Raw genomic sequence first — 20,472 nt, 5'->3', positions numbered from 1 at the left:
GAGCTGAATGTCCGAAACCTACGACGTCCTCATCATCGGCGCGGGGCCCGGCGGCTACGTGACCGCAATCCGCGCGGCCCAGCTCGGGTTCAAGACCGCGGTGGTCGATCGCGAACATCTCGGCGGCATCTGTTTGAACTGGGGCTGCATCCCGACCAAGGCCCTGCTGCGCTCGGCCGAGATCTACCACTACATGCAGCACGCCTCCGATTACGGGCTTTCGGCCAAGGAGGTCAGCTTCGACGCCGCCGCGATCGTCAAGCGCTCCCGCGGTGTGTCGGGCCGGCTCAACGGCGGCGTCGGCATGCTGCTCAAGAAGAACAAGGTCGACGTGATCTGGGGTGAGGCCTCGATCGAATCGGCCGCCAAGGGCAACGAGCCCGGCAAGGTTACGGTCAAGGAGACCAAGCGCGCGGAAGCTCCGAAGGGCGCCAAGGGGGCGGGCAGCTATTCCGCCAAGCACATCATCGTCGCCACCGGCGCGCGACCGCGTGTGCTGCCCGGCATCGAGCCCGACAAGAAGCTGATCTGGACCTATTACGAGGCCATGGTCCCCGAAAAGATGCCCAAGAGCCTGCTGGTCATGGGCTCGGGCGCCATCGGCATCGAGTTCGCCTCGTTCTACCGCACCATGGGTGCCGAGGTGACGGTAATCGAACTGCTGCCGCAGATTCTCCCCGTCGAGGATGCGGAGATCGCCGGCATCGCCCGCAAGCGCTTCGAGAAGCAGGGCATCAAGATCCTCACCAGCGCCAAGGTTACCAAGGTCGAGAAGGGCGCCGACTCGGTTACCGCCACGGTCGAGGACGACAAGGGCAAGACGCAGCAGCTGACTGCCGAGAAGCTCATCTCCGCCGTCGGCGTCGTCGGCAACCTCGAGAATCTCGGCCTCGACAAGGTCGGCGTGAAGATCGAGCGGGGCGTCGTCGTCACCGATGGTCTCGGCCGCACCAACGTGCCGGGCGTCTACGCGATCGGCGACGTGGCCGGCCCGCCCATGCTCGCCCACAAGGCCGAGCACGAGGGCGTCATTTGCATCGAGACCATCAAGGGCCTGCACACCCACCCGATGGACAAGGGTAAAATTCCCGGTTGCACCTACTGCCACCCGCAGATCGCCTCCGTCGGTCTCACCGAGGGGAAGGCGAAGGAGCTCGGGTTTCAGGTCAAGGTCGGCCGTTTCCCCTTCGCGGGCAACGGCAAGGCGATCGCGCTGGGTGAGCCGGACGGCCTTATCAAGACGATCTTCGACGCCAAGACCGGCCAGTTGCTCGGCGCCCACATGGTCGGTGCCGAGGTGACCGAGCTGATTCAGGGCTACGTCATCGCCATGACGCTGGAAACGACCGAGGAAGAGCTGATGCACACGGTCTTCCCGCACCCGACGCTCTCCGAGATGATGCACGAGAGCGTACTGGACGCCTACGGACGGGTGATCCACACCTGAACGGCGACCCAAAGGATTCGAGGGGCGTGCAGGACCGGGCTCGGTGCCATGGTCCTGCACGCCCTTTCTCTTTGTGTTGCAGTCCGGGCTCGTTCCGTCCCGGGCCGTGACGGCGGTATCTTACGGTGGATGCCGGCGATACCGCGGCCCGGATACGCTGTGGTCGCATTTCCCGGTCCGTGCCGTCGTGCATAGCAGAGGTCACGCGCTCTGGATGCCGAGGCCTTCGAACCCATCATGTTCATTCGTGTCGTTCTGCTCGTGATCGGCCTCGCCACCGTCTTCGTCTCGCTGACGATGCTGCGGGTTCACCACTACGTCATCCTGCTGTTGCTGTTCCTCTGCGCCGGTCCTCCTAGCTACGTCGTCTTCCGCGAGGAGCCCGAATAGGCGGCTGACGCGATCGAACTGATCGGCCAATACAAGAAGGGGGCGACCGCCCGGCGGTCACCCCCTTCGTCATCCTTCCCGCAACGGTTGGATCAGCGCGGACCGCCGCCGCGGCGCATGGCGATCTCCTGGCCCTCCTGTTTGACCGCCCCGGAGGGCGCGTCCCGTGGGTTGGGCACGGGGTTCATGCCCTCGTCGGCTTTGCGGGAGGTGGGACGGCCCGCGGCCGGATCACCGGCCGCACGCTTGAGCGCGAGAGCGCGGCGGGCACCGGAGACGGTGCGCTCGCGGGCACCGGCGGCACGCCGGCGTTCGTGCTCCTTGCTGACACGCTTCACCGCCGCAGCCAGCAAAGCCGCCTTCTCGCGGGTGCCGGTGTTATCGGCGGCTGGACTCGCTCCGGAGGGAGAGGCTTTGCCGCGCAGCTCGCGCCGCTGGCGGCGGGACACGTCGCGGGCGCGGTCTCGACGCTCACGCAGCAAGCGGATCAGCTCCGGTAAGGCCTTGTCGTCCTCCGCATCCAGCTCCGGATAGTGCGTTCGCTTCACCAGCTCGGTCTCGCCGGCATCCAGCAGCCGCTCCTCACGGCGTCGCGATACGGACATGATCTCTCCCGGTTGCTTCGTCGGCGATGCAGCGCGCGGCAGCATGCAATGCCGTCGCTTCCCGCCAACACCGCCGATCCGCGAAGGTTGCCTCCGCCTGCACGCGAGGGATCGGAACGAGCGACTCGCAGCAGACTCAGCTTGAGGCCGTTGGTGTCGCGGACGCCGCGGTCACGGCGCGCTCAGCCGCCGCGCGGGGGCGATGCAGCCGCTGACAGCGTCCGGCGGCGATCAGCAGTGTCGCGCTCACAGCGCCTTCCATGAAAACGCGGACGAGGGTTTAGCGCCCAAAGGGCGAGGGCCACCCGGCCGAGACCGAGATGATCGGCCAGCATCGAGATGTTGCCGGTCTGTTCGAGGTGAACATGCCGAAGGCGCAGGAGCCGGCAGCGTTCAAAGCCCCGGCGATCCCGGCGAACGACCAAGTCAACCGCCGGTCGATGCTCGGGGTTCGGGCGTGGCCTTCACGGACGAGCATCGGCGGCAGACCCGCAGTCGGGTAGCGTCAGGGCGACGCTATCCTACACCTTGCTTCCCTTACGCAACGCGTCGGCTTGGCCACCGATGCAAGCAATCGTGTGCGAGAGGATCTGACGGGCCCGCAGGGCGTCTCCTCAGCCAAAAGGTGCTTCTGCAGCCAAGAGGTGCTTCTGCCGCCCGGCCTTTCTTTCCCGCTGTGATCGGATACCGGTCCGAGCCGACTTCGCGGACGGACGGCAACCGCGTCAGGCGCGCGACGTTGGCCCTTCACGCGAATGACCGAAGTGGAGGAAGCGCGATGCGGATGATGCGGACGGTCCCGGTCGGCCTACTTGCCGTGTGTCTCTGCCTCGGCGGGACAAGCGCACACGCGCAGACGAGTGCCGGCGCGGGGCTGCCCTCCGGCTTTACGGCGCCCGGGCTGCCCTTCGGTCCCGCCTCGACGGTGTCGACCGTGGCGTCGCTGACCCCGACGATGGCGATCGCCAATCCCGGCGGCTTGAGCTTCGGTGGCGCGTCCGGCTCCGGTGCGGCCGGGCCGGGCCTCGGCAGCACGGCCGGCGGATTGCGCTTCGGCGGAACCGGCACGGGGACCGCGTCTGCTGGTGGCGGGTCGGGTGCGGCGGGAGGTGGGACCGGCAATGCCCTTCGCCGGCCGCTGGACGACGTCACCGGCAGCATCGGATCGGGCGGGGGAGGGGGCGCACCCGCGGGCGCCGGCATCGCGGGGGCGGGCGCCTCCCGCCGCCCGACCGACGCCTATTTCGATCCGCTCGTCGGCTCCGGCTTCCGCTGATTGCGCGCCGCAGACCCGCCGTCCGGGCTGTCCACAGGCACGGACGCAGGCGGTAAGGTCTCGTTAACCATTTCGGTATGTTCTATCTTCGTTCTCGCACCGAGTCGGAGAGAGACTATGCCCAAGCCTCAGCCCTCGCCGCAGCCCGTCGCGCGGAGCCATGCCGCCGCGCCTTCGGCCGCGACGCGGGGGGCGGCCTCGTGCCCCGTGGAGGACATCGCCCAGGCCTATCTCACCAGCACGCAGGGCGATGCAGGAATCGCCCTACGCTGCGCCATCACCGATGCCCTGTCCGACCTGATGGAGGCCGAGCGCCGGGCGCGCGAGAACAGCCGCCTGATCTCCCGCGGCTACGTGCGCAACCGTCCCTTCGATGGATGAGGGCCGGCTGCGCACTCCGCAGCGCTTGAAGGGCAACCGGTCGGGAGCATGTTGATGGGATCGAAACCGAGGATCGGTCCATGCGCCTGCCCCTTCACGTGTTTTTCGCGGGCGCCATCCTGGCGGCCGCCGCGCCCGCGGCACGGGCCGACCTGCTGATCGCCGTCGACAAGGATGCGCAGCGCATGAGCGTCGCGGTGGATGGGCAGGTCCGCCATACGTGGCCGGTCTCGACGGGAGTTCCGGGCCACGACACGCCGAACGGTAGCCACCGCCCGTTCCGGATGGAGAAGACTCATTTTTCCCGCGAGTGGGACAACGCCCCGATGCCGCACGCGATCTTCTTCACGCAGGTGGGGCACGCGATCCACGGCACCACCCACACACGTCGCCTGGGCCGGGCCGCCTCGCACGGCTGCGTGCGCCTCTCCCAGCGCAACGCCGCCACGCTGTTTGCCCTGGTCAGGCAGCAGAAGATGGCCAACACGCGGGTCGTGATCGAGGGCAGCGTCGGCGAGGCGCCGGTCGCCGACGTGCATCGGCCCGCCCCGGCTCGGACCGCCCGCCGCTTCGGCGCCGACGAGGGCGTCGTCGCTATCCGCTCGCGGGGACGCGCCTGGGCGGAGGATGACTTATACGATGTGCCGGTTCGGCGGCGTGGGCACTCTCCCGATCCGTTCGACGGCGGCTACGGGCCGAGTGTCGGCTACGGCGACCTCTATTGAGGCATGCTGCCCGGCGGGAGACGCCGGGCTACCGGTTCAATTCGAGGCAGGGGAGCCGCTCACGCGCCAGACCGTGTTGCCGACATCGTCCGTGACGAGCAGCGCACCGCCCTTGTCGATGGCGACACCCACGGGCCTCCCTTGAGCCTTCTCGTCGGCGTTGAGGAAGCCCGTCAGCGCATCGATCGGGGCGCCCGCGGGCTTGCCGTCCTTGAACGGCACGTAGATCACCTTGTACCCACTCTTCGGGCGCCGGTTCCAGGAGCCATGCTGGGCCACGAACAGGCCGCTCTTCCAGGCCTCCGGCAGGTTCGAGCCCATCGAAAAGGCGATGCCGAGGGAGGCCGTGTGCGTGCCGACGGCGTAGTCGGGCGCAATCGCCTTCGCCACCATTTCGGGCCGCGGCGGCTTCACCCGCTCGTCCACGTGCTGTCCCCAATAGCTCCAGGGCCAGCCGTAGAAGGCGCCCTCCCGCACGCTGGTGATGTAGTCCGGCACGAGATCGCTGCCGATCTCGTCGCGCTCGTTGACGGCGGTCCAGAGGGTGCCGGTCGCGGGCTCGAAGGCGAGGCCGTTAGGGTTGCGCAGGCCCGTGGCGTATTCGCGCATCCCCTTGGTCGCGATGGTGTATTCCCAGATCGCGGCGCGGCCCTTTTCGAGGTCGAGGCCGTTCTCGCCGACATTGCTGTTCGAGCCGACGGTGATGAAGAGCCGGCTCCCGTCGGGGCTGGCGACGACGTTCTTCGTCCAATGGTGGTTGATGCCGGCGGGTAGGTCCACGACCTTCTCGGGCGCGGCCGTGATCTCGGTCTGGCCCTCGGTAAAGGGCACCCGCACCAGCGCGTCGGCGTTCGCGACGTAGAGGTCCGAGCCGACGAGGGCCATGCCGAAGGGCGAGGTGAGCCCCTTCAGGAAGACGTGGCGCTCCTCGGCGATTCCGTCCCCGTCCCGGTCGCGCAGAAGCACGATGCGGTTGGCGCTCTCGCCGCCGGCGCCCGCAAGGCTCTTCACTTTGTCGGCGACCCAGTCGGTCGCGCTGGTGGATTTGTCGCCGGATTTCGGGGCTTGGCTCTCGGCGACCAGAACGTCTCCATTGGGCAAGACGGTGGGCCAGCGCGGATGGTCGAGTCCGCTGGCGAAGGCGGTCACCGCGAGCCCCTGCGCCGCCTGCGGCTTGGCACCGTCGCTCCAGCGCACCACGCGGGCGATGTTGACCGTCGGCATCAGCGTCGGGTTCGGTGCCGGCAGGGTCGGGTTCGTTCCGCTGCTCGCGGAGAGGTCGAGAGCGGCCGATTCCGGATAGACGATGAAGCGCAGGAACGCCGCTCCTCCGAGCAGCACGACGGCGAGCGCGGCGAGGCCGACTTTCGCGGATTTACGCATCGAGGATCTCGCGGGATGACGGGTCAGATGGCGGGCGTCGCGGCGGGCGCGGCTATCTCGCCGGCGCCGGGATGGCGGCGCGTCGAGTAGTAGAGCCCGATCGCGTTCCAGAAGGCGTCGCGCTGCTCGACCGTGAAGCGCGTGAGCGCGGTCTCCAGGGCGACGCGGCCGGCGGCGGCCGCTTCCTCGCGCATCCGCTCGTCGAAGACGGAAGGCGATTCGACGCTCGTATCCGACATGGATGGCTCTCCGCTGGCAGGGTCCAGCGAAGGCAACGCCCAAGCTCGATTCTCGTTCAATGCGGCTCGGAGGGGAGGGTCCGCGCGGGGCGTGTGCCAAACGACACACCAGCTCGGATTCGAGGCCGAGGCTTAACAGTTCCTTTGCACCTGTGCTCCGTATGGTTCAGCTTAGACACCCAGCGTCGTCAGCCTTCAGGAGCCTGCATGCGAGCCGACCGGACCACCCGCCTTCTCTGCCTTTTCGGACTGGCTCTGACCGGTTCCGGCCTCGGGGGATGCGGTCTGGTCGGGCCCCAGGCAGAGCTGACCACCGGCTCCATCGCAGCGAACGCCAAGGTCGTGCAGGCGCCGACGCCCGCCGACAAGGAGTGCCTCGCCCGGGCGATGTACTTCGAATCCAACCGCACCGACGAGGACGGGCTGCTCGCCGTGGGCACGGTGGTGTTGAACCGCCTCGATGCCCCCGCCTATCCCGGCCGCATCTGCGAGGTCGTCGGGCAGAAGCGCCAGTTCGCCAACGGTGTGCTGACGAAGCCCGTGCGCGAACAGGACCGCCCCCGTCTGGAGCGCGTCGCCGACGCACTCCTCTCGGGCAAGCGCCATGACGGCGTGGGCCAGGCGCTGCACTTCCACACCGCGGGCTACAGCTTCCCCTACAAGAACATGCACTACGTCGTCGCGGCCGGCGGCAACGTGTTCTACGAGAAGAGCGATCGCGAGGGTTACCTGCCGGCCATCCGCCCCCCGGCGGTGGTGCAGGCACCCACCGGCAAGCTGCTGCCGCTCCAGGTCGCCGCCGCCCATTCCGGCATGATCGGCCTGCCGTTGACCGGCCGCGTGCCGGCGACGCTGACCGCCGAGTACACCGCGCCCGAACTGAAGATCCCCGGCCCCGCACGCTACGCCTCGTCCCCCGGACGGGGCGAACGCTAAGAGTTCGACGGGCGGGTTACGGCCGGGGCGGGTTGTCGCCCCCTCTCTATGCGCAGACGCCGCAAGGCCTTAAGTCAGAGGCGCGGCCGGGCCGCCCAACCCGGCTCCCCTCAGGCGCATCCCGCATCCCCATGGCCGTCGTCCTCGATCTCCTGAACAACGACACCCGGCCCAAGGTGCCGGCGGCCGCGGCCGCGGCCGCGCGCCCGCGCCACCCCGAGAAGGCGCATCGGCCGGATACGGCGATCCAGCGCAAGCCCGACTGGATCCGGGTGAAGGCGCCGGGCTCGAAGCTCTGGGCCGAGACCAAGGACATCGTCCGCGCCAACAACCTTGTCACCGTCTGCGAGGAGGCGGGCTGCCCCAATATCGGCGAGTGCTGGGAGAAGCGCCACGCCACCTTCATGATCATGGGGGACACCTGCACCCGCGCCTGCTCGTTCTGCAACGTGCGCACGGGCCTGCCGGCGGCGCTCGACGGGGCGGAGCCGGAGAAGGTGGCGGAAGCGGTGGCCAAGCTGGGGCTGCACCACGTCGTCGTCACCTCCGTCGACCGCGACGATCTCAAGGATGGCGGTGCCGAGCATTTCTCGCGCACCATCGCCGCGATCCGCCGGGCGAGCCCCGGCACCACCGTCGAAATCCTGACGCCCGACTTCCTGCGCAAACCCGGCGCGCTCGAAGTGGTGGTCGCGGCCAAGCCCGACGTGTTCAACCATAATCTCGAGACCGTGCCCGGCAAGTACGTGACCGTTCGGCCCGGCGCCCGTTACTTCCACTCGGTGCGTCTGCTCCAGCGGGTGAAGGAACTCGACCCGACCATCTTCACGAAATCCGGCATCATGGTCGGCCTGGGCGAGGAGCGGAACGAGGTCGTTCAGCTCATGGACGATCTGCGCTCGGCGGAGGTCGACTTCCTCACCATCGGCCAGTACTTGCAACCGACCCGAAAGCACCATGAGGTCGTGCGCTTCGTGCCGCCGGACGAGTTCAAGGCCTACGAGACCACCGCCTATGCCAAGGGCTTCCTCCTGGTCTCGGCCACGCCGCTGACGCGCTCGTCGCATCACGCCGGCGAGGACTTCGCGCGGCTGAAGGCGGCACGGCTCGCCAAGCTCGGGCCAACCCCGGTCGCCCTCAACGCCTGAGCCAACATGCCCTCCTTCCGCATCACGAGGACGGTCCGCCACACGGCCACGCAGATGTACGATCTCGTGGCCGACATCGAGCGCTATCCCGAGTTCCTTCCGCTGTGCGAGTCGCTGCGCGTGTTGCGCGACGCCGAGGGACCGAACGGGACGACGATCCGGGTCGCGGAGATGGGCGTCGGCTACAAGGCGATCCGCGAGCGGTTCACCACGCGGGTGACGCTCGATCCGCAGAACCGCAAGATCACCGCCGAGTATATCGACGGGCCGTTCCGGCATCTCGAGAATCGCTGGTCCTTCCGCGAGGCGGCCAATGGAGGCTGCGAGGTCGATTTCTTCATCACCTACGAGTTCAAGAGCCGCACGCTGGGCCTGCTGATGGGCTCGATGTTCGATCGTGCCTTCCGCAAGTTCACCGACGCCTTCGAGGGCCGCGCCACGGCGATCTACGGCGCGCCCGCCTGAGCCCCGCCCTTGCGGGCCGCGAGCAGGATGCTCGTCTCCGAATTGGCGATGCCCTCGATCTGGCGCAGGCTTCGCAGCAAGGCGTCGAAGGCCCCGAGTGTCGGCGCCTCGATCTCGGCCACGATATCCCAGCGGCCGTTGGTGGTGTGAACCGCGCGAATCTCCGGCAGACCCGCCAGCCGCCGGATCACCGATTCGGCGTGGCGGCCGTCCACCTCGATCAGCGTGATCGCCCGCACGCAGGTGGGCTCGCTCTCCCGGATCGTGACGGTGAAACCGGTGATGATTCCGGCGGCGATGAGGCGGTCGAGCCGCGCCCGCGCCGTCGCCCGCGTCACCCGCAGGGACGCGGCGAGCTTGGCCACCGGCATCCGCGCATCGGTGCGCAGGAGCGCGATCAGGCTTCGATCCGTCTCGTCGAGCATAGTTGGCACTCCGCGCAGCCGAGCCGAGCATCCTGCGCAACAGCATAACCCGATCGCGCACTTCTCGGCCTGTCGTCCGACCGCTTGGTTCGGCCATGCTGGACCTAACCGCTTTGGGAGGCCGGCATGACGCGCTACGTCGGAACCGTCGAGATGGCGCAGCTCCTGCGCCGGCTCGGTCCGGACACGGTCCTGCGCCGGCTTGCCGCCTGCCTGCATGCGGACTTCCTGCGCTGGCCCGAATTCGATCTTGCCCCGCGCCTCGCCAGCCACTTCCCACACGGCGTGATCGAATTGATGCCGGTCTGCGATGGGCGGCTTTACGCCTTCAAGTTCGTCAACGGCCATCCCGGCAATCCGCGCAGCGGCCGGCAGACGGTGGTCGCGTTCGGAGCGCTCGCCGACGTGACGACGGGCTATCCCGTTCTTGTCTCCGAGATGACGGTGCTGACGGCGCTGCGCACGGCGGCGACCTCGGCGTTGGCGGCCTCATTCCTCGCCCGGCCCGGCAGCCGCTCCATGGCGCTGATCGGCACGGGGGCACAGGCGGAATTCCAGGCCCTCGCCTTCAAGGCGATATGCGGAATCACCGAGGTCCGGCTGTTCGACATCGATGCGCAGGCCGTCGCGAAGGCACGAGCCAATCTCGAGGGCCGGGGCCTGCGGCTGGTCTGCGCCGAAACCGTCGCCGAGGCGGTGGCGGGAGCCGACATCGTCACCACGGCCACCGCCGACAAGGCACGAGTCGCGATCCTGACCGCCGATCTCGTCGAATCGGGCCAGCACCTCAACGCGATCGGCGGAGACTGCCCCGGCAAGACGGAGCTGCAGCGGGACATCCTGGTTCGCGCCCGCACCGTGGTCGAGTACGCGCCGCAGACGCGCATCGAGGGCGAGATCCAGCAGATGCCCGCCGATTACCCCGTTACCGAACTCTGGCGCGTGCTGCGCGGCGAGGCGCCGGGCCGCGAACGGGCGGGGGACATCACCCTGTTCGACTCGGTCGGCTTCGCCTTGGAGGATTTCTCGGCCCTGCGCTGTTTGCTGGACCTGGCCGGGAGCGGGCCGGATCTCGATCTCGTACCGATGCCGGACGATCCGAAGGATCTCTTCGGATCGGTCTTCACGGCGGGCATCGACAGCGAGCGGGCGGCCTGAACGGAGCCGGACCCGTACCCGGCCCGACCTGCCCATCCCTCGTCGTCGATTTCAGGCCTGGCCACCCACAAGCGATGATTGCAGTCGCGCGTTGTGATGCGTCGGCCGGTGATCGCCCGGGGGATGACGAGGTGGGCGAGGCGAACCTGACTTGGCAGACGCTGCAGCCGCGGGAGCGGCGATGACAGCGCATGGGGCAGCGCCCGGCGATCGCATGGCTCACCGGGCTGTCGGGATCGGAAAATCAGCGATCGCCGACGCCGCCGACCGCGCGCTGATCGAAGCGGCCTCAGCAGCATGGTGCTCGATGGCGACAACCTGCGTCACGGGCTCAGCCGCGATCTCGGCTTCGCGGCCATCGAGCGGGTGGAGAACACCCGGCGGGCCGCCGAAATCGCTCGGCTGATGGCGGAGGCCGGTCTGGTGGTGATCGTCTCGTTGATCTCGCCCTTCCGGGTCGAGCGCGCGGCGGCGCGGACCATCGCGGGCGACACCCCTTCCTTGGGATTTACGACGATACGCCGCTGGCACTCTGCGAGGCGCGCGATCCGAAGGGACTCAACGCGCGCGCCCGGACCGGCACGATCAGCGACTTCACCGGCATCTCGCCGCCCTACGGGGCGCCGGAGGCGCTCGATCGCACCACAGACCATCGCCGCATCGCAGATCCCCTCCGGGTCGGCTTCCCCCGCCTCGCGAGAGGATGATGCGCGCGGCGCCCCTCGTCGAGCCGGGAACGCGACGGCTCGCGAGACCCTCGTCGTCCACGCTCACTTCCGAAGGTCTGTCCGTTCGATTTTCATCCCTGCTCTAGTCAAAGTTTTTGTCGACAGGTGTCACGGCGCACAAAGAGAGCCAAAATACGGGATTAAATCTAAAGTATATCTCAGTGATAAAACGCACTTCCAATCCCTAGATTCGAGTATTACTATGATTTTGCGAGATAAGACCTGCAAAAAAACTTCGCGGTCCAGGGATTACGAGAGGAAGTCAAAGATGAACCGGATTATTGCAATCGCTTTCATGACCGCCGCCGTGGCCTTCCCGGTGGCGGCTCAGGCCGAAGGGGCCGACGGCAGCCGGCAGGCGGCGGGCGGCGGCTTCATGAGCAGCTACGTCGACGGCCCCTATCACGACCCGCGTTCGCGGCTTTCGCAGCGCAACGGCAGCGGCCAGATCCTCGGTCAGCCGATGCTGAGCGAGAACGCCGGCGCGCGGCCGAACGAGGCCCGCACCGCCGTGCGCCGCGGGACGGTGCAGCCGCACTGGGCGGCCGGCAGCGCGCCGCGCCGTCAGGCCCGCTAAGCGCCGGAGCCCGGCGGCCGGGCTGAGCCCAGGCCGCCGGCCCCGACCCATCGGCGCACGACCAGCCATCGGCGGCCGTGCGCACCGGACCACCCGGACCCGCTCACACGTGGCCGCACTCGTTGCGGCGGCGAAGGTGGGCTTTTGCGCCCTGCGCCCGACCGAACCGACCGCCCTCGGGCCGTCGAAGGCAGACGGCCGGCAACGGCGCCCGTCACATCCAGCAAGCATCTCACACGTCGCGACGCGTCGGCTCGCGCGCGATGGCTGACAGCGAGGGTCGCATGGACGATATCATCCAGGGTATCTCGAACTTTCGGGGCAGGGTTTTCCCGGGCCAGCAGCAGATGTACCAGCGGCTCGTCCGCGACGGGCAGCAGCCGCAGGCACTCATCATCGCTTGCGCGGATTCCCGCGTTTCGCCGGAACACATCACCCAGTCGGGTCCGGGCGACCTCTTCGTCTGCCGCAACGCCGGCAACATCGTCCCGCCCTTCTCGCAGCAGAACGGCGGCGTCTCCTCGGCGATCGAATACGCGGTCGTGGCGCTGGGCGTACGCGACATCGTCATCTGCGGCCACTCGGATTGCGGTGCCATGAAGGGCCTCATGAATCCCGAGGCGCTGAGCAGCATGCCCAACGTGGCCGCCTGGCTGCGCCACAGCCACGCGGCGAGCCAGATCGTCTGCGAGGCCTATCCGGAGGGCATGAGCCCGAAGGACCGCCACCACGCCCTCGCCCTTGAGAACGTCGTGGTCCAGCTCAACAACCTGCGCACCCATCCGAGCGTGGCCGCCGCCCTCGCCAAGGGTGAACTGCGCCTGCACGGCTGGTTCTTCGAGATCGAGAGCGGGCAGGTGCTGGCCTATTGCGGCGAGCGCGGCCGCTTCGTGGCGATCGACGACGCCGAACTCGTGCCCGTGGCCCAGACCTCGGCCGCGCGGGTCGCCGCGCCGACCTTCGCCGGCTCCCACGCCGTCGCCGCGGAGTAGGGAAGATTGCCATGCGCGCCTCCCTCACCCGACTGATCCCGCCCACCCTGGCACGGGACCTTCCCGCGTCCTTCGTCGTCTTCCTCGTGGCGATGCCCCTCTGCATGGGCATCGCCATGGCCTCCGGTGTACCGGCCGAGCGCGGCCTCATCACCGGAATCATCGGCGGCATCGTCGTCGGCTTCCTCGCTGGCTCGCCACTTCAGGTCAGCGGCCCGGCCGCGGGCCTTGCCGTCATCGTCTTTGAGTTCGTGCGTGAGCACGGCATCGACGCGCTGGGCCCTGTCCTCGTCGCTGCGGGCGCCATCCAACTCCTGGCCGGCGCGCTGCGGGTCGGCGGCTGGTTCCGGGCGATCTCGCCCGCGGTGGTCCACGGCATGCTCGCCGGCATCGGCATCCTGATCGTGCTGGCACAGATCCACGTGCTGACCGACGCGTTGCCCAAGGCCAGCGGCATCGACAACCTCGTCGCCATCCCCGCCGCCTTCTTCAACTTCGTCTCGGGTCCCGAAGGCAACCGTCCGGGTGCCGTCATCGTCGGCCTCGTCACGATCGCGGCGATGATCGGCTGGGAGAAGATCCGTCCGGCCCGGCTGAAGCAGTTGCCGGGTGCCCTGATGGGCGTCGTCGCGGGTACCCTCGTCGCGGTCTTCGGCGACATGGCGGTGAAGCGCGTCGAGGTGCCGGAGAACATCTTCTCGGCCGTCACGATGCCGGCGATGGGCGATTGGAGCCGGCTGACCGAGCCCGCGATGATCGTCATGGCGATCACGCTGGCGGTCATCGCCAGCGCGGAGAGCCTGCTCTCGGCGGCGGCGGTCGACCGCATGCACGACGGTCCGCGCACGCAGTACAACCGCGAACTCGGGGCACAGGGCATCGGCAACGTGCTCTGCGGTCTGGCCGGCGGCCTGCCGATGACCGGCGTCATCGTCCGCTCCTCGGCCAACGTTCAGTCCGGCGCCGCGACCCGCGCCTCGACGATCCTGCACGGGAGCTGGATCCTGGCCTTCCTGCTGGTCCTGCCGATGGTGCTTCAGCTGGTGCCCACGGCCTCTCTCGCGGGCATCCTGGTGGTGACGGGCTGGCGCCTCGTCAGCCCGGCCCATGCGGTCCACCTGCACGAGCGCTACGGACTCGCCACGGCGGCGATCTGGCTCGCGACCATGGTGATGGTCGTCGCCACCGACCTGCTCACGGGCGTGCTCACGGGCCTCGCGCTCAGCCTCCTTCAGGTGATCCCGCACTTTGTCCGTGGCCCGCTCAAGATCGAGGGCGGCGCGTCGGAGACGGTGCAGGGCGGAACGGTGCAGGCGGTGCCGGAGCTGCGGCTCTCGGGGTCGGCGACCTTCCTGCAGCTGCCGCACCTCACCGATGCGCTCGAGCGCACGCCGGAAGGACGGCCGGTCCGGCTTGCGGCGGAGGACCTGCGCCACGTCGACCACACCTGCCTGGAGATGATCCGGGAATGGGCAGCGCGGCGGGCGCGATCCGGGTCACGGATCGAGGTCGTCGGCGGCGGACGAAGCGGCCTCCAGCACAGCCTCGCCATGGTGGCCCACGCGGCACCCAAGGACTGAACGCCGCGCCACGCGGACAAGGAAAAAGGGCCGGTGCCGCGTGAAGCGGCACCGGCCCTTTGTCGTTCGCGAGCATCGTCCCGAAAGCCGGCATCCGGCTCGCCGAAGGCGCCTCAGGCGATTGCGACCCCTTGCGGGCCGCCGATCCGTTGCGCGGCCTCGAAGCGATTGAGGAAGCGCGGCTCCTTCTCGGGCGCGATCCGGATCGTGAGCGCGATCGCGCCGCCCGATTCGGAGTGCCGGTCGAGCACTTCGGCATTCTCGTAGAGCCAGTTCAGGGCCGCACCGTCCTCGGGCGGCAGGGTCACCGCGAAGGTGGAACGGGCGCGGGCCACCTGCGCCTCGATCCGCTCGGTCAGGGCGGGTAGCCCCTCGCCGGTCAGAGCCGAGACGAGGATCGGTGCCGGCCCGGCCCCGCGATGGGCGGCGCTGAGGTTGATCAGCCGGGTGCGCTCGCCCTCGTCCAAGAGGTCGGCCTTATTCCACACCTCGATGATCCGCTCGGCATCCGGCCCGATCCCGAGTTCGCGCAGGACCCCCTCGACATCCTCGGCCTGGGCCTGGGTGTCGCCGTGCGAGACATCGCGCACGTGGAGCAGGATATCGGCCTCGATCACGTCCTCCAGCGTGGCGCGGAAGGCGGCGATCAGCGAGGTGGGCAGATCGGAGATGAAGCCCACCGTGTCGGAGAGGATCACCGTCTCGCCGTGCGGCAGCTTGGTCGCACGCGCCGTCGGGTCGAGGGTCGCGAACAGCATGTCCTGCGCCCGCACCTCGGCCTTGGTCAGGGCGTTGAACAGGGTCGACTTGCCCGCGTTCGTGTAGCCGACGAGCGCGACGATCGGGTAGGGCACCCGCGCCCGGCTCTTGCGGTGCAGGCCGCGCGTGCGCGTGACCGCATCGAGATCGCGCTCGATCCGGGTCATCCGCTCTTGGATCATGCGTCGGTCGGCCTCGATCTGCGTCTCGCCGGGCCCGCCGAGAAAGCCGAAGCCGCCGCGCTGCCGCTCCAAGTGGGTCCAGGAGCGCACGAGCCGGGACTTCTGATAGGCGAGGTGGGCGTGTTCGACCTGGAGCGTGCCCTCGCGGGTCGAGGCGCGCCGCCCGAAGATTTCGAGGATCAGACCGGTGCGGTCGATGACCTTGGCGCCCCAGGCCTTCTCGAGGTTGCGCTGCTGCACCGGCGAGAGGGCGCAATCCATCACGACAAGGCCGATCTCCTCGGCCTTGATCATCCCGGCAACCTCCTCGACCCGGCCCTTGCCGAGATAAGTCGAGGGACGCGGCCGCTGCAGATGCACCGAGATCGCATGGACGACAGCGAGATCGATCGCCGCTGCGAGACCCACGGCCTCGTCGAGCCGCGCCTCGTCGGATCGCGCGGAATCCGCCTGTCCCGGCGCCAAACGCTGCGCGGATCGGGTGAGGTAGGGGCCGAGAACCAGCGTCCGGGTCGCGGCGGCAATCTCGCCCTCGGGGGCGGCCTTCGCCTGCAGGCGGGCTTCGCCGGGCGGAAGGAGTTCAGTCATGGCGTCTCCGTGTCATCGCTCCCTTATGTCGGAACGATGACGCCATTTTACAGCGTCGGCTCACGCAAATGACTGAAACCGAACAGTCTCCTGCTTAGCGCGCCACGGACGATGGACATGCCCGGACCGACCCGCCCGAGCAGCGATCATCGCGGAATTCTCAAGCCTTCTCCGGCGCCGTCTCGTCCGGCTCGAAGAGCTGCACCGGATGACCGGGCATGATCGTCGAGATGGCGTGCTTGTAGACGAGCTGCGAATGCCCGTCCCGGCGCAGCAGGACGCAGAAATTGTCGAACCAGGTCACGACGCCTTGGAGCTTGACGCCGTTGACGAGAAAGATCGTCAGCGGGATCTTGTTCTTGCGGACATGATTGAGGAACGTGTCCTGAAGGTTCTGAGCGCGCTCGCCCGCCATTTCTTCTTATCCTTGTTTTGACACCGATAACCGCGATGTTCGGCGTCACGCATCGGCATCGCGGGCCGATCGCTTCGGCGCGATGGTTCGAGACCGCTATCCCACCCGCATATTACAGGGCGAAGCTTGCCGCGACGCAAGAGGCTCCTCGCGTCGCAATGCGTCAATATCCACCCCTTGCAACCGTATCCTACGCTTCGGTGCCGACCTGATGCCCCGTTGCGTCGCCCGACCCACTCCGGATCGGGCCGTGCGGTTCAAGGTCCGATGCCGAGGGACTTCAGCTTCCGGTGCAGGGCCGAGCGCTCCATGCCGATGAATTCGGCCGTGCGGGAGATGTTGCCGGAGAAGCGGGCGATCTGCGCGATGAGATATTCCCGCTCGAAGATCTCGCGGGCCTCGCGCAGCGCCAGGCTCATCAGCTTCTCGCCGCCCGCGCCCGTCGGCGTCGTCGGGACCAGCGCACCGATCTCGGTCGGCAGCATCTCCGAGGTCACCTCCTGCTCCGGATCGCTCTGGGTCAGGATCATCAGCCGCTCGACGTTGTTGCGCAGCTGGCGGACGTTGCCGGGCCAATCGTGCGACTGGAGTACCGCCATGGCGTCCTCGGCGATGCGCCGCCGGGGCAGGCCGGTGGCCGCCGAGATCTGCTCCATGAAGAACGAGATCAGCTCCGGCACGTCCTCGCGGCGCTCGGCGAGCGAGGGAATGCGGATCGGCACCACCGAGAGGCGGTGGAACAGATCCTCGCGGAAGCGCCCGGCAGCGATCTCCTCCGTCAGGTCGCGGGATGAGGAGGAGATGATGCGCACATCGACATGCACTCTGGCCGTGCCGCCGACGCGCTGAAAATTCTGATCGACGAGGACGCGCAGAATCCGGCTCTGCGTCTCCTTGGGCATGTCGGCGACTTCGTCGATGTAGAGGGAGCCGCCATGGGCCTCCTCCAGCGCGCCGACGCGCCGGACCCGGCCCTCGCCGCTCTCGACGCCGAACAGCTCGGCTTCCATCGTGTCGGGCGTGATGGTGGCCGCGTTGATGACGACGAAGGGGCCGCTCGCCCGCGACGAGGCCGCATGCAGGGTGCGGGCGGAAAGCTCCTTGCCGGCGCCGGGCGCACCCGAGATCATCACGCGGGCATTGGTCGGCGCCACGCGCTCGATGGTCTGGCGCAGCTGGTTGACGGCCACCGAGGCGCCGACGATCCGGCTCGCCTGCCCCGAGCGGACCTTGAGGTCACGCACCTCGCGCTTGAGGCGCGAGGCTTCGAGCGCCCGCTCGGCCACGAGGATCAGCCGGTCGGCCTTGAACGGCTTCTCGATGAAGTCGTAAGCGCCCGACTTGATCGCCGCCACGGCGGTCTCGATGTTGCCGTGGCCGGAGATCATCACCACCGGCAGGTCGGGGTGGCCGGCCTTGATCAGGTCGAGCACCTGCAACCCGTCGAGGCGCGAGCCCTGGAGCCAGATGTCGAGGAAGACGAGGTGGGGCCGGCGCGATTCGATCGCCGCCAGCGCCTCGTCGGAGCCCGCCGCCGTTCGGGTGCGATGCCCCTCGTCGTCCAGGATGCCCGCGACCAGATCGCGGATGTCGGCCTCGTCGTCGACGATCAGGATGTCGGCGCTCATGGCTGCATCTCCGCGACGCGTCGCGCTTCCATGGCGCCCTCCGTGTTCTTGTCCATCGTTGTCCTGTCACGCGCGCCCGGCGCCGCGGAGCGGATCCGCTCCCCTCCGGCACCCGGCTCGGAATTCGACCCGGCCTCCCCGACCTCCCGGGGCAGCCGCAGGCGGACCTGTCCGCCGCGCCCCTGCGGGTTGTCGTTCAGCTCGATTCCCCCGCCATGCTCTTCGAGCACCTTGGAGACGATCGCGAGACCGAGGCCGGTCCCCCCCTCGCGGGTGGTCATATAGGGTTCGAGAAGGCGCTGGCGCCCCTCCGCCGGAAAGCCTTTTCCGTTGTCGGTGACCTCGATCACCACGAAGGGCTCTTCGACCAGGAGCCGCAGGCGGACACGCCCCTGATCGCCCGCGGCGGTCAAGACCTCTTCGGGCACGGCCTGGACCGCCTCGACGGCGTTCTTGAGGATGTTGGTCAGCGCCTGGGAGAACAGCCGCACGTCGAAGGCCGCCACCACCCGGCCCCGCTCGTCGGCGCCCTCGGTCTCGAAGGGGAAATCGATCTCGGGGTGGGCCATGCGCAGCATGAACAGGTTCTGGCGGGCGATCTCGGCCAGATCCTGCTGCGTGATCGCGGGCTTGGGCATGCGGGCGAAGGAGGAGAACTCGTCCACCATCCGCTTGATCTCATCGACCTGCCGCACGATCGTGGCGGTGCATTGCTCGAACACGTCCTTGTCGGTCGTGATCACTTTTCCGTATTTGCGTCGAATACGCTCGGCCGAGAGCTGAATCGGCGTCAGCGGGTTCTTGATCTCGTGGGCGATGCGCCGGGCCACGTCGGCCCAGGCCGAAGTGCGCTGGGCGGCCACGAGATCCGTGATGTCGTCGAGCGTCACCACGTAGCCGCGGGCCTCGCCCTTCGCCTGCTCGCTGGTGACCCGCACGGCGATGGTGCGCTCGCGGCCCCCACGCACCAGCTGGATCTGCTGCTGGAGCGGACGCTGACGCCCTTCCGCCTCGGGGAAGAGTGCGGCGATCTCCGGCACCGCCTGGGTCAGCGGCATGCCGACGAGCTCGCCGGCGCTGAGCCCAAGGGTGCGCTCCGCGCTTGGGTTCGCAATGGTGATGACCCCGCCGGCATCGACGCCGAGCACGCCCGGCGAGACGCCCGAGAGCACGGCTTCGGTGAAGCGGCGGCGGCGGTCGATCAGGTCGTTGGCGGCGCGCAACCCGTCGTGCTGGCGGCGCAGCTCCTGCGTCATGGTGTTGAAGCTCTCGCCGAGATGAGCGAGGTCGCCGTCCGACTTCCGCGCCGGGACGCGGGCGTAGAAATTGCCCGCCGCGACCTCGTCGGCGGCGTTGATGAGACGGCGGATCGGCGCGACGAAGCGGTTGGCGAAGTTGAGCCCGAACCAGACCGCCGACAGCAGGGTGATCAGCGCGATCAGGATGAAGACCGAGGCGAAGGCGACCTGGATCGAGCGGCGCAGCGAATCGTAGGTGAGATATTCGGCGGCCGCGGCGCGCGACACGCCCGGGAAATCGATCGCGAGCTGGCTCACCTCGCGCTGCACCAGCAGCACGGCGTCGTCGTAGGCCGGCATCCGCAGGAGTGCGGCGAAGACCCGGCCCTCGTTGGGCAGCAGGCAGATCGGATCGCTCGACTTCGCCGCGTCCTCGAAGGCCGCCGCGGAGGGCAGGCGGGTCTGCTTCAGGATGTCGATGTTGGCGCGCGCCACCACGTCGTTGGGCCCGCGCATGATCTTGGCGATCGGCAGGCCGAGCGCCTGGGCGCGGGTGGTCAGGAAGCCCTCGAACCACTCGCGGTTCACGTCGAAGTTCGGCCGCGCCCGGGTGAGGTCGTCGTTCAGCACGCGGATCTCGCGCGCCAGCGACTGGCACTGGTTCTCCTGGTAGGCGTCCGCGACCTGCACGGATTTGAGCACCACGTCGCGCACCCGGTCGGTGAAGCCGAGCGAGAGACCGCGGTCGATCGTCACCGAGGCGACGACGGCGAGCAGGATCGTCGGCAGGATGGCGATCAGGCTGAACAGGCCGACGATGCGCGTGTGCAGCCGCGCCACCGCCGCATGCGCCCGCCTCGCGTGCAGGAAGACCCGTGCCTCCCAGGCGATCACCACGACGAGGCCGAGCACGAACACCGCGTTGACCGCGAGCAGGGTGACGCCGACCGTCGGCGTCGGCGTCACCTTGATGAGGCCGGCCAGGATCAGGAAGGTGATGCTCGCCGAGATCAAAGCGACGATGACCACCGCCGCGCCGATCCAGCCGGGGCCGCGGGGCGGCGATTCGAACCGGCGCGCCGCGTCCGCCACGCCGTCCTCGGGAGTGGCATCGGACGGCGCGGGTGGGTTACGTCGCGACAGGAGCGGCATGGCTGATGCGGGGCCACAACAGTGTGGCGAAATTAATACGAATCACCGCCGCGGG

Annotated in this window: 21 protein-coding genes and 1 pseudogene; 14 read left to right on the top strand and 8 right to left on the bottom strand. The window is 68.6% G+C overall.

What is annotated here, in order from left to right; all coding sequences use genetic code 11:
• Window positions 1–7: 7 nt before the first annotated feature.
• Together lpdA and BY998_RS24210 are read left to right on the top strand one after the other, a co-directional pair.
• Window positions 8–1,447 carry a dihydrolipoyl dehydrogenase gene (gene lpdA, locus BY998_RS02495; RefSeq protein ID WP_110350023.1) on the top strand — a complete coding sequence of 480 codons (1,440 nt, stop codon included), beginning with the start codon at window positions 8–10 and terminating at the stop codon, window positions 1,445–1,447.
• Window positions 1,448–1,684: 237 nt separating this feature from the next.
• Window positions 1,685–1,837: a hypothetical protein gene (locus tag BY998_RS24210; RefSeq protein ID WP_181425407.1), complete on the top strand. Its 153-nt coding sequence runs from the start codon at window positions 1,685–1,687 to the stop codon at window positions 1,835–1,837.
• 92 nt (window positions 1,838–1,929) lie between these two features.
• Here the strand turns inward: BY998_RS24210 and BY998_RS02490 are convergent, their stop codons facing one another.
• Window positions 1,930–2,442 carry a hypothetical protein gene (locus BY998_RS02490; RefSeq protein ID WP_110350254.1) on the bottom strand — a complete coding sequence of 171 codons (513 nt, stop codon included), beginning with the start codon at window positions 2,440–2,442 and terminating at the stop codon, window positions 1,930–1,932.
• A 784-nt stretch (window positions 2,443–3,226) separates the two neighbouring features.
• Between BY998_RS02490 and BY998_RS02480 the strand changes: the two genes are divergently transcribed.
• The 3 genes from BY998_RS02480 to BY998_RS02470 all read left to right on the top strand — a co-directional run bounded on the left by BY998_RS02480 (window position 3,227) and on the right by BY998_RS02470 (window position 4,824).
• Complete coding sequence (locus BY998_RS02480) at window positions 3,227–3,718, top strand: 1,3-beta-glucanase (protein WP_245421449.1); 492 nt, start codon at window positions 3,227–3,229, stop codon at window positions 3,716–3,718.
• A 117-nt stretch (window positions 3,719–3,835) separates the two neighbouring features.
• Window positions 3,836–4,099: a hypothetical protein gene (locus BY998_RS02475; protein WP_110350021.1), complete on the top strand. Its 264-nt coding sequence runs from the start codon at window positions 3,836–3,838 to the stop codon at window positions 4,097–4,099.
• A gap of 80 nt (window positions 4,100–4,179) precedes the next feature.
• Window positions 4,180–4,824, top strand: a complete 645-nt coding sequence (locus tag BY998_RS02470) for a L,D-transpeptidase (protein WP_110350020.1) — start codon at window positions 4,180–4,182, stop codon at window positions 4,822–4,824.
• Between the two features lie 36 nt (window positions 4,825–4,860).
• On the opposite strand, the gene BY998_RS02465 is transcribed toward BY998_RS02470, so the two are convergent.
• The gene (locus BY998_RS02465) at window positions 4,861–6,207 is read right to left on the bottom strand and encodes a sorbosone dehydrogenase family protein (protein WP_110350019.1); all 1,347 of its coding nucleotides are present in this window, start codon (window positions 6,205–6,207) and stop codon (window positions 4,861–4,863) included.
• A 23-nt stretch (window positions 6,208–6,230) separates the two neighbouring features.
• Window positions 6,231–6,446 (bottom strand): hypothetical protein, encoded by a 216-nt coding sequence (locus BY998_RS02460; protein ID WP_110350018.1) that lies wholly within the window; start codon window positions 6,444–6,446, stop codon window positions 6,231–6,233.
• A gap of 207 nt (window positions 6,447–6,653) precedes the next feature.
• Here BY998_RS02460 and BY998_RS02455 point away from each other — a divergent pair, with 207 nt between their 5' ends.
• The 3 genes from BY998_RS02455 (at window position 6,654) to BY998_RS02445 (ending at window position 8,995) form a co-directional block, all read left to right on the top strand.
• Window positions 6,654–7,382: a cell wall hydrolase gene (locus BY998_RS02455; RefSeq protein WP_110350017.1), complete on the top strand. Its 729-nt coding sequence runs from the start codon at window positions 6,654–6,656 to the stop codon at window positions 7,380–7,382.
• Window positions 7,383–7,513: 131 nt separating this feature from the next.
• Window positions 7,514–8,530 (top strand): lipoyl synthase, encoded by a 1,017-nt coding sequence (gene lipA / locus BY998_RS02450; RefSeq protein WP_110350016.1) that lies wholly within the window; start codon window positions 7,514–7,516, stop codon window positions 8,528–8,530.
• Between the two features lie 6 nt (window positions 8,531–8,536).
• A complete protein-coding gene (locus BY998_RS02445; protein WP_110350015.1) occupies window positions 8,537–8,995 on the top strand; it encodes a type II toxin-antitoxin system RatA family toxin in 459 nt (152 codons plus the stop codon).
• Here BY998_RS02445 and BY998_RS02440 read toward each other — a convergent pair.
• Window positions 8,977–9,420: an Lrp/AsnC family transcriptional regulator gene (locus BY998_RS02440; RefSeq protein ID WP_110350014.1), complete on the bottom strand. Its 444-nt coding sequence runs from the start codon at window positions 9,418–9,420 to the stop codon at window positions 8,977–8,979. The genes BY998_RS02445 and BY998_RS02440 overlap by 19 nt on opposite strands.
• A 126-nt stretch (window positions 9,421–9,546) precedes the next feature.
• Here BY998_RS02440 and BY998_RS02435 point away from each other — a divergent pair, with 126 nt between their 5' ends.
• From BY998_RS02435 to BY998_RS02415, 6 genes and pseudogenes are all read left to right on the top strand, one after another.
• Window positions 9,547–10,578, top strand: coding sequence for an ornithine cyclodeaminase (locus BY998_RS02435; protein ID WP_110350013.1), 1,032 nt, complete (start codon window positions 9,547–9,549; stop codon window positions 10,576–10,578).
• 297 nt (window positions 10,579–10,875) lie between these two features.
• Window positions 10,876–11,037, top strand: a pseudogene (locus BY998_RS25155) (adenylyl-sulfate kinase); the annotation flags it as partial.
• A gap of 47 nt (window positions 11,038–11,084) precedes the next feature.
• Entirely contained in the window at window positions 11,085–11,285 is a 201-nt protein-coding gene (locus BY998_RS25150; protein WP_348629193.1) for an adenylyl-sulfate kinase, read from the top strand.
• Window positions 11,286–11,574: 289 nt separating this feature from the next.
• Window positions 11,575–11,883 (top strand): hypothetical protein, encoded by a 309-nt coding sequence (locus BY998_RS02425; RefSeq protein ID WP_110350012.1) that lies wholly within the window; start codon window positions 11,575–11,577, stop codon window positions 11,881–11,883.
• 284 nt (window positions 11,884–12,167) lie between these two features.
• Entirely contained in the window at window positions 12,168–12,875 is a 708-nt protein-coding gene (locus tag BY998_RS02420; protein ID WP_110350011.1) for a carbonic anhydrase, read from the top strand.
• A gap of 11 nt (window positions 12,876–12,886) precedes the next feature.
• Window positions 12,887–14,455: a SulP family inorganic anion transporter gene (locus BY998_RS02415; protein WP_110350010.1), complete on the top strand. Its 1,569-nt coding sequence runs from the start codon at window positions 12,887–12,889 to the stop codon at window positions 14,453–14,455.
• Between the two features lie 113 nt (window positions 14,456–14,568).
• Here the strand turns inward: BY998_RS02415 and hflX are convergent, their stop codons facing one another.
• The 4 genes from hflX to BY998_RS02395 all read right to left on the bottom strand — a co-directional run bounded on the left by hflX (window position 14,569) and on the right by BY998_RS02395 (window position 20,417).
• Window positions 14,569–15,984: a GTPase HflX gene (gene hflX, locus BY998_RS02410; protein WP_110350009.1), complete on the bottom strand. Its 1,416-nt coding sequence runs from the start codon at window positions 15,982–15,984 to the stop codon at window positions 14,569–14,571.
• A 160-nt stretch (window positions 15,985–16,144) separates the two neighbouring features.
• Complete coding sequence (hfq, locus tag BY998_RS02405; RefSeq protein WP_003600267.1) at window positions 16,145–16,399, bottom strand: RNA chaperone Hfq; 255 nt, start codon at window positions 16,397–16,399, stop codon at window positions 16,145–16,147.
• A 257-nt stretch (window positions 16,400–16,656) separates the two neighbouring features.
• Window positions 16,657–18,027: a sigma-54 dependent transcriptional regulator gene (locus BY998_RS02400; RefSeq protein ID WP_110350008.1), complete on the bottom strand. Its 1,371-nt coding sequence runs from the start codon at window positions 18,025–18,027 to the stop codon at window positions 16,657–16,659.
• Window positions 18,024–20,417, bottom strand: coding sequence for a PAS domain-containing sensor histidine kinase (locus BY998_RS02395; protein ID WP_110350007.1), 2,394 nt, complete (start codon window positions 20,415–20,417; stop codon window positions 18,024–18,026). Before BY998_RS02395 ends, BY998_RS02400 begins: the two co-directional genes overlap by 4 nt.
• Window positions 20,418–20,472: the final 55 nt, after the last annotated feature.

The organism is Methylobacterium sp. B4 (assembly GCF_003201865.1).
GTDB lineage: Bacteria > Pseudomonadota > Alphaproteobacteria > Rhizobiales > Beijerinckiaceae > Methylobacterium.
This window is presented reverse-complemented; position numbering and strand designations above follow the sequence as displayed.